Annotated in this window: 11 protein-coding genes; 3 read left to right on the forward strand and 8 right to left on the reverse strand. The window is 43.1% G+C overall.

Features of this window, described 5'->3' with window-relative positions; translation table 11 throughout:
- Positions 1 to 127: 127 nt before the first annotated feature.
- From glmS to glmU, 3 genes are all read right to left on the reverse strand, one after another.
- Entirely contained in the window at positions 128 to 1,960 is a 1,833-nt protein-coding gene (gene glmS / locus NWQ57_RS06580; RefSeq protein WP_306021341.1) for a glutamine--fructose-6-phosphate transaminase (isomerizing), read from the reverse strand.
- A 1-nt stretch (position 1,961) separates the two neighbouring features.
- The gene (locus NWQ57_RS06585; RefSeq protein WP_306021342.1) at positions 1,962 to 2,741 is read right to left on the reverse strand and encodes a DeoR/GlpR family DNA-binding transcription regulator; all 780 of its coding nucleotides are present in this window, start codon (positions 2,739 to 2,741) and stop codon (positions 1,962 to 1,964) included.
- 118 nt (positions 2,742 to 2,859) lie between these two features.
- Positions 2,860 to 4,218: a bifunctional UDP-N-acetylglucosamine diphosphorylase/glucosamine-1-phosphate N-acetyltransferase GlmU gene (glmU, locus tag NWQ57_RS06590; protein WP_306021343.1), complete on the reverse strand. Its 1,359-nt coding sequence runs from the start codon at positions 4,216 to 4,218 to the stop codon at positions 2,860 to 2,862.
- Positions 4,219 to 4,607: 389 nt separating this feature from the next.
- Between glmU and NWQ57_RS06595 the strand changes: the two genes are divergently transcribed.
- Positions 4,608 to 6,026, forward strand: coding sequence for a sensor domain-containing diguanylate cyclase (locus NWQ57_RS06595; protein ID WP_306021344.1), 1,419 nt, complete (start codon positions 4,608 to 4,610; stop codon positions 6,024 to 6,026).
- A gap of 47 nt (positions 6,027 to 6,073) precedes the next feature.
- Here NWQ57_RS06595 and NWQ57_RS06600 read toward each other — a convergent pair whose 3' ends face one another.
- The 3 genes from NWQ57_RS06600 to NWQ57_RS06610 are packed head-to-tail and all read right to left on the reverse strand — an operon-like array spanning position 6,074 to position 8,808.
- Positions 6,074 to 6,967, reverse strand: coding sequence for a DMT family transporter (locus tag NWQ57_RS06600; RefSeq protein WP_306021345.1), 894 nt, complete (start codon positions 6,965 to 6,967; stop codon positions 6,074 to 6,076).
- 12 nt (positions 6,968 to 6,979) lie between these two features.
- Complete coding sequence (locus NWQ57_RS06605; RefSeq protein ID WP_306021346.1) at positions 6,980 to 7,462, reverse strand: methylated-DNA--[protein]-cysteine S-methyltransferase; 483 nt, start codon at positions 7,460 to 7,462, stop codon at positions 6,980 to 6,982.
- The gene (locus tag NWQ57_RS06610; protein ID WP_306021347.1) at positions 7,459 to 8,808 is read right to left on the reverse strand and encodes a DNA-3-methyladenine glycosylase 2 family protein; all 1,350 of its coding nucleotides are present in this window, start codon (positions 8,806 to 8,808) and stop codon (positions 7,459 to 7,461) included. Before NWQ57_RS06610 ends, NWQ57_RS06605 begins: the two co-directional genes overlap by 4 nt.
- A gap of 253 nt (positions 8,809 to 9,061) precedes the next feature.
- Between NWQ57_RS06610 and NWQ57_RS06615 the strand changes: the two genes are divergently transcribed.
- Complete coding sequence (locus tag NWQ57_RS06615; RefSeq protein ID WP_306021348.1) at positions 9,062 to 10,234, forward strand: serine hydrolase; 1,173 nt, start codon at positions 9,062 to 9,064, stop codon at positions 10,232 to 10,234.
- Between the two features lie 49 nt (positions 10,235 to 10,283).
- On the opposite strand, the gene speA is transcribed toward NWQ57_RS06615, so the two are convergent.
- Both speA and NWQ57_RS06625 read right to left on the reverse strand, forming a co-directional pair.
- Entirely contained in the window at positions 10,284 to 12,209 is a 1,926-nt protein-coding gene (speA, locus tag NWQ57_RS06620; RefSeq protein ID WP_306021349.1) for a biosynthetic arginine decarboxylase, read from the reverse strand.
- Between the two features lie 113 nt (positions 12,210 to 12,322).
- On the reverse strand, positions 12,323 to 13,663 hold the full coding sequence (locus NWQ57_RS06625) for a magnesium transporter (RefSeq protein ID WP_306021350.1): 1,341 nt from the start codon (positions 13,661 to 13,663) through the stop codon (positions 12,323 to 12,325).
- Positions 13,664 to 13,786: 123 nt separating this feature from the next.
- Between NWQ57_RS06625 and rimK the strand changes: the two genes are divergently transcribed.
- Positions 13,787 to 14,692, forward strand: coding sequence for a 30S ribosomal protein S6--L-glutamate ligase (gene rimK, locus NWQ57_RS06630; RefSeq protein WP_306021351.1), 906 nt, complete (start codon positions 13,787 to 13,789; stop codon positions 14,690 to 14,692).
- Position 14,693 lies beyond the last annotated feature (1 nt).

The following is a 14,693-nucleotide window of genomic DNA, read 5'->3' on the forward strand; positions in this document are numbered from 1 at the left end:
CGCGAAAGTGTGAGTGATTATTGATGCTGTTTAAAAAACAAAACCCGCTTTGATAGCGGGTTTCAATATCCTAAGCCAGTTTCAAACTTTAAAATACGCGCACAAAAAAGGGGCCGAAGCCCCTTTACTATTCAACCGTGACGGATTTGGCTAAATTTCTGGGTTGGTCAACGTCGGTACCCTTAATTATGGCCACGTAATAAGACAGCAACTGCAGTGGTATGGTGTAGATGATTGGGGCAATAGCAGCATCACAATGAGGAACATTAATAACACGCATGGTCTTATCGCTTTTAAAATTGGCCTGCTTATCAGCAAAAACATACATAATGCCACCGCGAGCGCGGACTTCTTCTACGTTTGATTTTAGCTTTTCAAGTAGTTCGTTATTAGGTGCCACTACAATAACGGGCATTTCTTCATCGATTAAAGCCAAGGGGCCATGTTTTAATTCACCGGACGCGTAGGCTTCTGCATGAATATAAGAAATCTCTTTAAGCTTTAACGCACCTTCCATCGCAATGGGGTACTGATCGCCACGGCCTAAAAATAAACTATGCTGTTTATCGGCAAATTCTTCGGCTAACTCTTTAATGCCCTTAGTCAGTTCGAGGGTTTCTTCTAATTTAGCAGGCAGACTGTGTAAGGCTTTAACAATGTGTTGGTGATCTGCCTGACTCATTCCGTTATGTTGCCCTAGCGCGAGGGTTAACATTAATAAACCCGTTAATTGCGTAGTAAACGCTTTAGTCGACGCAACGCCGATTTCAGCACCTGCAAGGGTCATAAAGGCTAAATCAGATTCACGTACTAATGAAGAGCCGGGCACGTTGCATATGGTTAAGCTTGCGGCATAACCTTGCTCTTTGGCTAAGCGAAGTGCGGCTAAGGTATCAGCAGTTTCACCTGATTGAGAGATGGTTACAATCAAACTGTTAGGGTGAACAAAGGATTTTCGGTAGCGAAATTCTGAGGCTATTTCAACATTACATGACACATTAGCGTACTGCTCTAACCAATAACGAGCGGTCATGCCAGAATGATAGCTGGTACCACAAGCGATGATTTGTACGTGTTTTATGGTCGCTAACAGGGCATCTGCATCTTGGCCAAAAATATTAGGACTAATGCCTGTTTCGTTTAAACGACCCAGTAAGGTGTTACGAACGACATTAGGTTGTTCATGGATTTCTTTTAACATGTAATGGCGATATCCGGCTTTGTCGCCCGCATCATGCTCAATATCAGATTCGTTAACCGCTCTTTCTACCTGCTCGCCTTGGTCGTTGTATACCGTAATCGAGGTACGAGTGATTTCGGCCACATCCCCCTCTTCCAAATACATAAAACGACGCGTAACTGGAAGGAGTGCCATTTGGTCAGACGCAATAAAGTTTTCTCCGATGCCCAAGCCGATCACTAATGGACTGCCAGAACGGGCCACAATCATGCGCTGTGGATCATTTTTATCGATGATGACAGTGCCGTAGGCCCCATGAAACTTAGCGACAGCTCTTTGAACAGCAGTAAGTAAGTCTTTACACTGGTCTATTTCCCAATGAACTTGGTGAGCAATTGTTTCGGTATCAGTGTCAGAGGTAAAGCCGTAACCCTTGGCTGTCAATTCTTGACGCAATTGTTGGTAGTTTTCGATAATACCATTGTGTACGACTGCAATACGTTCGCTTGAAAAATGAGGGTGGGCATTGGCTTCAGTTACGCCACCATGGGTGGCCCAGCGGGTATGCGCAATACCTGTCGAGCCTTTGACAGGATATTGATGAAGGGCATCTGCCAATTCTTTTACTTTTCCGATACGACGCGTACGAGTTAATTGGCCATCGGCATCTAACAACGCAACGCCTGCTGAGTCATATCCGCGGTATTCTAAGCGCTTGAGGCCTTCTATGAGGATTTCAACGACATTTCTTTCTGCTATAGCTCCAACAATTCCACACATTCTATGACTCCGTTTTAAGAGGTTTGGCGCAAATCACCTTTACACCATGTTGTTCAATACGTTGTTTGGCCTCGGAACTGATTAAATCATCGGTAACCAGGATCGAGATGGATTGCCAAGGCAATTCCACATTCGGTATTTTTCGTTGTAATTTTTCTGACTCTGCCATGACAATCACTTGACCTGACACTTCTGCCATGACCTTACTGAGCTGCGTTAATTCGTTGAAGGTTGTTGTGCCATGTTCCAAATCTAAGCCCGCTGCTCCCAAAAAAGCTTGATCAAAATTGTAAGAGCGTAGTACTAACTCGGCCATTTTGCCTTGAAAAGAATGGGACTGCGTATCCCAACTACCGCCAGTCATCAGAATCTTAGGTTCGTTTTCTTGTTCAAGTAAGTAATTACTTACTTGTAATGAATTAGTCATTACAACTAGGCCAAGTTTACTTTTTAATAAGGGCAGTAGGGCTGAGGTTGTGCTGCCACTATCAATAATTATGCGATTGTGATCGTTGATCAGTTCTGCAGCGGCGTAAGCTATTGCCATCTTACGGCTCGATAACTTTTCACTCGATAATTCAGAAGCGTCTTTTGGCAATAATACCGCACCACCAAACTTGCGTAACAGCAAGCCGTTGTTTTCCAATTCGGCTAGATCTTTGCGAATCGTGACTTCTGAGGTTGAAAATTGACGAGACAGTTCATCAACGAGCACTTCCCCCTTTGCATTTAAGCATTCTATGATGGCGCGACGGCGTTGTTGAGTATTGCGTTTTTGCAAGAGAGTACACTCTGTACTGAGATTAGCCTGTAGTGTAATAGCTAAGTTACAAAATGCAATATTAACTTTCGAATTGAAAGTTATAATATTGCATTCGTAAGTATATTATTTTAAAAGCTTACTTTTTTACCGGCCGTTGCCAACCTTCGATATTGCGCTGCTTCGCTCGTGCTATGGCCAGTTCGGCATCGTCGACTGACTTAGTAATAACTGAACCCGCACCCACTGTGGCATTTTTACCAATTGATACCGGTGCCACGATTGAACTGTTTGAACCAATAAAGGCGCCATCGCCAATTTCGGTTCGAAACTTATTTACGCCGTCATAATTGCAAGTGATGGTACCTGCACCAATATTTACTTTATCACCAACAGTAGTATCACCAAGATAAGTGAAGTGATTGGCCTTTGAACCTACCCCCAAAACTGTTTTTTTCAACTCGACAAAGTTGCCTACTTTGGCGTTTTCACGCATTTCAGTGCCAGGGCGTAAGCGAGCAAAGGGACCCACTTGGCAGTTTTCTGCCACTTGTGCCTGTTCAATAATCGAATTGGCTTCGATCACACAGCCATCGGCTATGGAGCAATCAATTAAAAGGCAATTGGGACCAATTTTGACATTTGAGCCAATGCTGACGGTTCCTTCGATGACCACATTAACGTCTATGACGATGTCTTGACCAACAACTAAGTCACCACGCAAGTCAAAGCGCTGCGGATCCAATAAAGTCACGCCTTTGCTCATTAAGTCGTTTGCTTGCTCAGTTTGAAAGGCTCGCTCAATTTTCGCTAACTGCATGCGGTTATTGATGCCTTCTACTTCTGTGGCTGAAGTAGGGTGCGACGCTCTAATGATCTTGCCTTCGTTGGCCGCCATTTCAATCACATCGGTCAGGTAAAATTCACCCTGAGCGTTCTGGTTATTCAATTGGCTTAACCAACGCTTCAAATCTTTGCCGTTCATGATCATCATGCCGGTATTAATTTCAGTGATTTTGCGTTGAGCTGGTGTCGCATCTTTGTGTTCAACAATCGCGCTGACGTTGTCGCCTTGGCGAATAATCCGGCCCATTCCGCTAGGGTCATCTAAATGTACGGTAAGTAAGGCTAGATCTGCCTGCTGCTTGGTACTGAATAATTCACTCAAGGTTGAGGCTTTTATCAATGGCGCATCACCCACTAAGATCAGCACATCTTCTTCGTCTGATAAAAAAGGAGCGGCTTGTTGGACGGCATGCCCAGTGCCCAATTGCTCTGCCTGCAGACACCAATTCAATTCGTTGTGCGCTAAGGCTTGTTGCAGTTGATCTGCTCCGTGCCCATAGACTAAATTAATATTCGTGGCACCAACCTGTTTAACAGTATCGATAATGTGTTGGACCATAGGCTTGCCGCCAATGGGATGCAACACCTTGGGTAAGGTAGATTTCATTCTGGTCCCTTTTCCAGCAGCCAGAATGACCACAGAACATGTCATATATTTTCCTTATTAATGCTTATTTAAAACTTAGGTGACTATACCAAATTTAGATTATATGTTTATTAAGATTGTAGGATGCTGTTCATCTCCGTTCTCAGGCCATGGAGAGCGGCCAGAATTCTAGTTCGTCTGTTAGGTGAGCGAACATGCTATGATAATTGAGGTAAGCAGGTCACGAATATTTTGTAAATTCTAATTAAGGTGTCTGAGATAAAATACAGTGTGGCTAATTTTTGTTCAATCGCGCTTATGTTTGAACTAAAGCGCGATTAATTTTGTATAAACAGTGTGCAAAACTTGATTTTAACACTGAGCTACTGTGGAATACCGCCTAGCCAACGAGACCACTGGCGATAAAAAATAACTTTACATAAGCAAGGCAGCCTGTGAATATTTTTAGAACGTTACACCGTAGTATTTTGATGTTATTTGTCATCGTAGTTATCTCCATTGTGACGTTAGTCCATTTTAGTATTTCTAAAATTGTTGCTGAGCAAAGCAGAGCTCAACAACAGTCGCATTCTCCCGCAGTTCAATTGATCGTAGAAGAGTTGATGAAGCCGCTACATATCTCACAAACGTTGGTCAAGGCCCGAGAATTACTTGATTTAATGTCGGCTGAAAATATTAATGAAGCTCAGGTGTATGCGACACTTGCACGTATGCACACAGAGTTTGATCTTAACTTTTTCATTGCCAGTGAAAGTAGCCGAGTTCAGTATAATTCTGATGGCAGTAAAATTGATTTGCTTGAAGGAAAGGTCGATTGGTATTTCAGATATAAAGCTCAGCCAACAACCGCGATGGCTGATATTGGACAATGGCAAAATCCGCAATTTTATATCGACCTGAAGGTTTACGACGAAAATCACCGATTTTTAGGCGTATTTGGTGTGGGTAAAAGTTTAAAGGCATTCACTGAAATCTTTAACGAGTATAAAAAAACCTATGGTTATGATTTTATTTTTGTCGACCAAAACAAAGACATAACACTGACTTCAAATCCTGAATTGCTTGTTCAAGGTGCAACATTCAAAAGCCTAAACGACTTAAGTTGGTACGCTGATTTATCCGAAGAAAAACAACTTTCCCTAAATAATCAGTTATTGCCCATTGATGGCGTTGAGTCACTTATTGCAGAAATTAAGATACAAGCCTTTGATTGGACGCTCTACTTGATAACGCCCTTAGAATCTCGTCAGATTGACATAAGCCGCGGATTTATTATTAGCATTGTGACCTTGTTGGCGTTTATTTTCGGTCTATTTTTACTGATTTATAATCTGTTGTATTACTTTAAAAAAGATATTCAGAAAATAAAGCAAATTGATATTTTAACTGAGCTACCCAACCGCAGTAATACAACGTTAAAATACGAAGAGTTTATGTATCAAAAACAATCGGTCAGCTTGGTGTTGGTTGATTTAGATAATTTTGCGCCGATCAATGAGACCCATGGCCGCAAGGCCGGCGATATTGTGTTGCGCCAAGTCACTAAGATGTTGCTGTCTGAAGTGCGCGATAAAGACGTGGTGGGCCGCTGGTCTGGCGGAGAATTTATAATTTTGATGCCTGATACAGGGCCTCATGAAGCCGCTGAAATATGTCAAAAATTGTGTAATAAACTAGCGGCAATGACGATTACTACCGGTACCACATCAATCCAGATTACTGGCAGCTTTGGTATTTCGTTTACTGCGATTGCCCGTACGATGTCAGAAGTGGTCTCAGCGGCTGACGATGCGCTTTTCTCGGCAAAACGCGATGGGCGTAACGTGGTAAGAATGCAGCTTATTGAATCATAAGCTGCGTTTATTCCGCTCTTATCCTGACAGTCACTGTACTGTTAAATTTAAGCTTTGGGTGCGCTTTCAATGTAGCGGAAACGGGTAAATAAGCCCGATGTGAGTGCTACGCCCAACAGTATTAAGCTCGCTCCAATCCACATACCTAGATTTAATCGTTCAGCTAGAAATATTATTCCCCACAGTACACCAAATACAGGCACTAAATACGCGACAGTAATGGCTTTTGCAGAGCCAATATTGGCAATAAGCCTAAAATATAAGATGTAGGCCAATGCGGTGCATAAGACGCCTAAGGCCACTACCTGCCACCAACTGTCGGAGCTAGGCATCTCATCAGGCCAAAAAAATAGACTCAGAGGGGCTAAGGTTATTGCCGCGACTACTTGGCTGCCGGTTGTAATGGCTAAGGCATTTACTCCTTGCAAATAGCGCTTTGCTACGCAGGCGGCAAGTCCGTACAGACTGGTTGCAGCCAATGCTGCCAAGATGGGTAGCCACGCTGTTGCAGTGCCACTGTGCTGCCTCGACAAACTAAGCACTACCACCCCAACAAAACCGATGACTAAACCAACTACTGCGATACGTAGTAAGCGGTCTTTTAACCAATAAAAAGCAATGAGTGCACCAAACATTGGTGCGGTTGCATTGAGTACCGAGGCATAGCCCGCCCCTAAATAGAGGGTACTGTAACTGAACAAACAAAAAGGGATGGCAGTATTGGTTAAACCTATAACGGAGATAATTCGCCAGTTTTTTACTACCGTGTTTAATTGTCGCTTGGCTAGTAACACGGGTAATAACACCAGCGCAGCAATACCGGTGCGCAAAGTGATCAACAAGACAGGGCCGAATTCTGCAGAGGTAGTACGCATAAATAAAAATGATGCGCCCCAAATTGCAGCTAAAAAGACGAGCTCAAAAGCATATTTAACCGGCACGAAAATGTCCTATTATGATTGAATTATTTTGTATTTTTGTTCGTGTGCCAACAAACTCGCTTTGATGGATGTGCCCCACGCATAGCCTGTTAAACTGCCATTTGCGCCGATAACTCGGTGGCAAGGGACAATAATCGACATTCTGTTTCGTCCATTTGCCGCCCCAACTGCTCGTACCGCTTTGGGGCGATGAATGCTGCTGGCAATTTCACCATAACTACAGGTCGCCCCGTAAGGAATACGGTTTAACTGCCGCCAGACTTCTTGTTGAAAGGGCGTGCCATCGGTGGCTAATGGTAAATCAAACGTATGTCTGTAGCCTAAAAAATACTCAGTTAACTGGCGAATTGTTTTTTCTAGTATTTCATGGTTCCTGGTTGGATGTGAACGCTCACTTTTAAAACGTACGATACATAGATTTTCGTCAGTAGCAGCGATTTCTAGTTGCCCGAAAGGGCTGGGCATATATTGATAACTCAGTGTGGGGATGCTCATGCTAGTGTCCAAAGTTGAAGGGTTAAATAACTGCGCCAAGGGCGTGCTGCTTCAGCAGAAATTGAATATTTCTTGAGTTGATTTTTTATCACCAGGTCGGTGTTTAACCATACATCTGGCATCGATAAGGCACGCAGTTGCACATAAGCAATAGTCCATGGACCAATCCCTTTTAACTTAAGCCATTCGCCGACATCCGCGTTCGGATTGCACGAATACCAATTTGCAAAGTTACGTAGCGTGGCTCTGCGGCTGGCAGGGATTTTTAAAAAGGCCAGATCGCTTGCAGCAATGCGCTCTGAGCTTGGGAAATAGAGCGCATCATCACTGCTATCTCCCAAAGTATGGCTCAATAGAGTAAGCAATTTAATTGCTGCTTTCACGGATATCTGCTGACCTAAAATTGCACGACAACCGGCTTCAAAGGTATTCCATATGCCTGGAATGCGAATGCCTCGATTCACTTGTTCTGAATGTATCCCGCTAGCAAGCAAGCTTTTTTCGATATTGATGGCGTCAGCGTTAACATCGAGTTGCCGCTCTATATTGGCTATAATTTTCGGGAGTAGTGTGATGGTATTCAGTTTTATCTGGAGTTGAAACTGACTTTTGCTCTCATCATACGTTGCTTTAAACCACCCTTTTTCATTTTCAAAGGTAAAAAAACGTGCATAACTGTCGCTAGTCACAAGTTCAATTCTCTCAATGGCCCTTAATGCTAAAAAGTCCCTAACTTGACGCCAATCATAGGGCGGGCGAAAACTCATACTGAGCTGAATATTTTGCTCAATTCTAGGAGGCTTTTTTCGTAACTGACTTGGTGTTAACTTGCATTGTTTTTTCATTTGAAGTTGTAAGCGTCTAGCGCTATTGAACCCACAGCTTTGCGCAATGTGTTCGACTGATAGATTACTGTGGTGCAGGAGTTTTTTGGCCAACAAGATTTGATCGTACAATTGATATTGCTTCGGACTTAATCCGATTTGGCTTTTGAATAAATGGCGAAAGTATCGCTCGCCAATACCAAGTTTTTCAGCAATATCACCTATAGTCAGTTCAAGATGAGAATGTAACAACTGACTTGCGCGCATCACTGTGGTACTTACTCCTTGCCATGCGTAAGACTTTGGCGCACTGTCAGGGCGGCAGCGTAAACAGGGGCGATAACCGTGTTGCATTGCTTGTTGCGCCAGTAAGAAGTATTCAACGTTTTTCTCGAGAGGTAAATTAGCAGGGCAGATAGAACGGCAAAATATGTGAGTTGTTTTTACCGCAATGAAAAATTGGCCGTCGAATCTTGGATCGCGACTTAAACGGGCTTGTTGATAGATGTTAAGGTTTGACATTGCGGGGCGCTAATTAAACAACATATGGCTATACTAGCGTTTTTATTCTTTGGAGTGCGACAAAAACGGAGTTTAATGGGCCAATTGCCGTGGCTCACAAATAAGAAAAGCATGGCCTAAACATGAGACTTTGCTATCAGCGGTTGATTGTGAGCTCAGTCTAAGTGGATAATACAAGTCTGAAAGCGGTTTAATAAGGTAGCAACCTTGTCTCGGCAATGTTGTCCGATAATTTTTACGTATTAAGGGTGTGATGTTTATAAGGTTGCTGTATCTGAGTGTGCTTGTGGTCATTAGCACAAGTGTTGTTAGGGCCGCAGATAATATTGAGCTACCTGCTTGGCTGGAAGCCCACTCGCAGCAAATTCAACAACAAGCCATCGATAAAAACATACCAGGCTATGTTTTTGCGTATATCGAAAAAGGCCAAGTTGCTAAGGTCTTTGTCTATGGCAAAGAGAGTAAACATGGCGACGCTATCACCGCTGATACGGTGTTCCGTTTAGCATCAGTATCGAAAACTTTTACTGCGATGTTAATGGCTAAATATGTTGAACAACATCGCGTGCAATGGCAGCAGCCCATTGCTCAACTTGTGCCAAACTATGCTTTTTCAGCTGTGGGTGAAAACGTCTTACAACTGCAACATATTGTGGGTCAATCAAGCGGCTTTACACCTAATGCCTACGATAATCTAATTGAAGCAAATTACCCCCTTCCTAGGGTATTAAATATGCTTTCGGAGCTTAAGCCGCTGTGTGCACCCGGAAAATGTTATACCTATCAGAATACGTTGTTTGGTGTATTAGAAGAATATTTTAAACAACATCACAGCACCTTTGGCCAAGCCATTGACCAAACACTCTTTAAACCATTACAAATGCCCCATGCCAGTGTCGGTAAAAATAGCCTGCTAGCGTCAGAAAATTGGGCTAAGCCTCATGTCGCTATTGGCAAAAAAACATGGCGAGCGGTCAGTGTTAGAGATGATTATTACCAGTATTCACCTGCAGCAGGGGTAAATGCCAGTATGCGCGATATGGTGTTATGGGTAAGAGCGCTACTAGGAGAGTTTCCTCAGGTTATGAATCAACAGCTTATTGATACCGTAACTGAGCCTTTGACTGAAAGTAAAAAAGAAACCTATCGCAGAGAATGGCGGCAATATCTCAATGATGCCCACTATGGATTAGGATGGCGTATTTATGATTTTAACGGTCATAAACTGAATTATCATGGTGGTTGGGTGCAAGGATATCGCGCAGATGTAGCGTTTACGCCGGATTATGATGTGGGATACGTGATGCTAATGAATGCAGAATCTAACTTAATTAATCAATTTAGTGCTGATTTTTGGGCCGCGTGTTTTGCAGCCTTAGAGTTGCAATCTAAACACATACAAGGGTCTTTAGCCGCGGCAAAATAGGCCCCTAGTTTCGAACACCTCATATGGCGCAGAAACTAGGGGTAGACGATTAGTCGGTGGTTTTAAGGTAGGTATAGCCTTTTAAGCAGGCTTCATAGAAGTCAGTCCATTTTACCCCTTCTCTAGGGTTTAGCTGCCCCTTAGATACATGGCTGTCAATCATACGCTTTACTGATTGCGCCATCGCACCTGGGTTGTATTGCATAATGGATAATACATCTTCTACCGACGAGCCTTTAACCACTTCTTCAATGTAAAAGTCTTCTGGGTCATCATCATAACTAAATATGTGCACTTCGTTTAAGCGCCCAAATAAGTTGTGCATATCGCCCATTACGTCTTGATAAGCACCGGTCAAAAATAAGCCAAGATAATAATCTTCGTCTTTTTTCAGCTCGTGCATTGGAATAACATCAGCGATTCCATTAGCACTGACAAATTGATCTAATTTACCATCACTGTCACACGTAATATCGACTAAAGAGCAGTTCACCGTGGGTTTTTCATTCATCCGAGTTAATGGAATAACCGGTAATACTTGGTCAATGGCCCACGTATCTGCTGCTGATTGAAACACCGAGAAGTTACACAAATATTGTGATGACAAATCGTAATCAAGCTCTTTCATTTCTTCAGGAATAAAGTCAAATTCCTTCAGACGCTGCTGCAGTACTACCATGGTTTGCCAATATAGCGTTTCAATTTTGCCTAGCTCTTCTAGCGAAATAACACGTAGTTTAAACGCAGTAAGTGCTTGCTCTTTCCACTGTGACGCGTCGTTGAAGATCTCTTGTAAGTTATTCTGGTTTTGAACTTCAGAAGTTAATTCACGCATATTGGTTAATAGCACATGATCATCTTCGAGCGGTGTCGTATCTATCTCCATGCCGTTGGCTTTGATTTCGCCAACGACTTGCGTGACCACACAACTATGGTGAGCGGTAATCGCACGGCCACTTTCACTCACCAAGGTAGGATGAGGTACTTTTTCGAGATCGCACACTTGCTTCATACCAAAGACAATATCAGCAACATACTCTTCCATACTGTAATTTCGAGAAGAATCGCTGGTTGACTTGCTGCCGTCATAATCGATGCCCAAACCACCACCTACATCGACGTAGTTTAATTTAAAGCCCATGTTATATAAGTCGGCATAAATCATTGCGCCTTCTGTAATGGCTTCTTTCACTGCGCGGATATCGGTAAGTTGACTGCCGATATGAAAATGCAAAAGCGTTAGGCAATCGGCCATATCGTTTTCTTGAAGGTAACGGGCAGCTCTGATAATTTCGCTAATCGTCAGGCCAAATTTAGCGCGATCGCCGCCTGAACCTTCCCATTTACCCCGGCCTTTCACTGTCATTTTTGAGCGAACGCCTATCATAGGCTTTATGCCGAGTTCTTTTGACGTTTTGACTAATAACAGTAGTTCAGAATATTTTTCGATAACAATAATAAATTTGCGACCCAATTTATTGCCCAACAAGGCGAGTCGCATGAACTCTTTATCTTTGTAGCCGTTTAACACCGTTAATGATTCTTCATTGGTATTGTAGGCCATGACCGTTAATAGCTCTGCCTTTGAACCTGCTTCTAATCCATAATTAAAAGGCGCGCCTGCGTCAACGATTTCTTCAACCACTTCACGCATTTGGTTAACTTTAATGGGGTAAACACCCATGTATTTGCCTTGGTATTCAGCTTCTTTCACCGTTTTGATGAAAATTTCATTCAGCATCGCTACCTGAGAACGCAAAATATCGTGGAAGCGCACTACCACTGGAAACTGAATGCCCTCGTCTTTGATCTCATCTATAACGGCTTTGAAATCAATGCGAATATCTTTGTTTGAAGGGTCGGGTGTAATGTTTAGATTACCATTTTGACCGATTTCAAAATATCCTGCGCCCCACCGATTAACCCGGTAAAGGTTTTCAGAATCCTCGATTGTCCACTTCTTTTTATTAACCATTAATGTAGTTTAACCCTGAGTTGTCGCATACAAAGTGCGGAATTATAGAGAACAAAACATGACAACGCTATGACCATAAGGGCTTTATCTGTATTGATTCATTCTATTAACCATTAAATCAGTAATAGTGAAGCGGAACCTAGGAAGATAAAAAAGCCAATAACGTCGGTAACTGTAGTGAGTATTACGGAGCCTGCTAGGGCGGGATCAACGCCGATTTTGTCTAAAAATACCGGAATAGCGATACCCGCAAAAGCAGCCACTATCATGTTGATCACTAACGATACGGCTATAATGGCTGATAACCACGGGTTTTCGAACCAAAACGAGGTAATCACGCACACCACGGTTGCCCAAAGTAGTCCGTTGAAAAACGCAACCAGTACTTCTTTATTGCCAAGTGCCCGTAAATTTGAACTCGCCAGTTGTCCGGTGGCTAAGCCTCTTATAGTCAGGGTCAAGGTTTGACTACCTGTTATGCCACCCATGCTTGCCACAATTGGCATCAGTACTGCTAATGCGACCACTTGCGCTACAACCGCATCAAATACCCCAATAACAATTGAGGCGGCAAAGGCAGTAACGAGGTTAATGCCTAACCAAACTGCGCGGCGTCGTGAGCTGGTAAATACCGGGGCAAATAAGTCCTCATCACTGACCTTACCCATATGGGACACTTGTGCTTCGTAGTATTCTTGAAACACATCGATGGCATCTTTTAGGGTAAAGCGGCCTATCAGCCTGCCGTCTTTACTCAGCACCGGTAACATCGATACACCGCTACTTTTCACTGCGTCAGCAGCGTCATACAAATCAAGGTCGGCAGATAAAATACGGTCTGAAAACTCGGCCAATTGCATGACGCTCACATCTTGCGAACTTTTAAATAAGTTATTTAAGTCTATTTGTCCTAGGTAATGATTGGCTTCATCAACTACCAGTATGCTGTCGGTATAAGGGGGCAATAAGGTTTCTTTTATTTCGGCCAGTAACTCGCTGACATTGACACGCTTGTTGACGGTATACACATCATGGTTAATATAACGTCCGAGCTGAGAATCGTCATAATTGAGTGCCGCTTGAACACGTCCTGACTCCTCTGAATTGAGCTTTTTAATTAAGCCTTTAGCAATACGATTTGGCAAGACATCTAATATTTCGACTAAGTGTTCTGCGCTACTGCTACTGACCACGTCTTCTAATTGTTGGGGGCTGAGTAGGGATATTAATTGCTCACGGGAGTCATCCCGCATTGCCGCTAAAATGGGCGCCTTTTTATCTTCTGTTAGGGTTTGCCAGAGATCAAAGCGCAGTACTTTAGGCAATCCTTCAAAGATAAATGCCCAGTCTTCTGGGGTAAATTCACGGGCGATAATGGGCACCGCAATCTCTTCATTCTTAAGTGCATCTAAAGTCCACAAAAAGGCACTTTCGCGTTGCTCTTGATTTACCATCTGAAAGGCTCCACTGCCGCATCTATATTTTCAATCTTACGGTATTTCTCAATCATTAAACTATATAATGGGGTTTATTTTGAATATTTATCGAATACTTAAAGTGTTCGACGGAGAAATTTTATGCGTATCGCCATTTTGTCTCGTAATGCCAAGCTCTACTCAACTCAGCGCCTCAAGGAGGCAGGTGAGAAGCGTGGCCATATAGTTGACATCATTGATACAATGCATTGCTACATGGATATTACCAGTAGCCGTCCATCAGTTCGTTATAAAGGTGAACCTTTACCAAAATATGACGCGGTCATCCCCAGAATAGGTTCATCAGTGACCTTTTATGGTACGTCAGTCGTCAGGCAATTTGAGATGATGGGAACATTTTCAATCAATGAATCTGTCGCTATTAGCCGCTCAAGAGATAAATTACGTTCTTTGCAATTACTTTCTCGTAAAGGCATTGGCTTGCCCAGAACAGGCTTTGCAAACCATCCGGATAGAATCGACGATTTAATCAAAAACGTGGGTGGTGCGCCGGTGGTCATTAAGTTACTAGAAGGTACCCAAGGCATCGGTGTGGTGTTGGCTGAAACACAAAAAACCGCAGAAGCCATTATCGAAGCTTTCATGGGCTTAAATGCCAATATATTGGTGCAAGAATACATTAAGGAAGCGGGCGGGGCAGATATTCGGTGTTTTGTGGTGGGCGGCAAAGTGGTTGCAGCAATGAAACGTCAAGCCAACGAAGGCGAGTTTCGTTCTAATTTGCACCGCGGCGGCACCGCCAGTGTCGTACGTTTATCACCCGCTGAACGCAAAACTGCGGTCGATGCAGCTAAAACCATGGGTTTAAATATGAGCGGTGTCGATATATTGCGCTCAAATAATGGCCCTGTGGTGATGGAAGTGAATTCTTCACCCGGCTTAGAAGGAATAGAAAAAGCCACCGGTAAAGATGTTGCGGATATGATTATTGAATTTATTGAAAATAATGCTCAACCTCATAAAAATAAAACTGTGGGTAAGGGGTAAT

The organism is Paraglaciecola sp. (assembly GCF_030730205.1).
GTDB lineage: Bacteria > Pseudomonadota > Gammaproteobacteria > Enterobacterales > Alteromonadaceae > Paraglaciecola.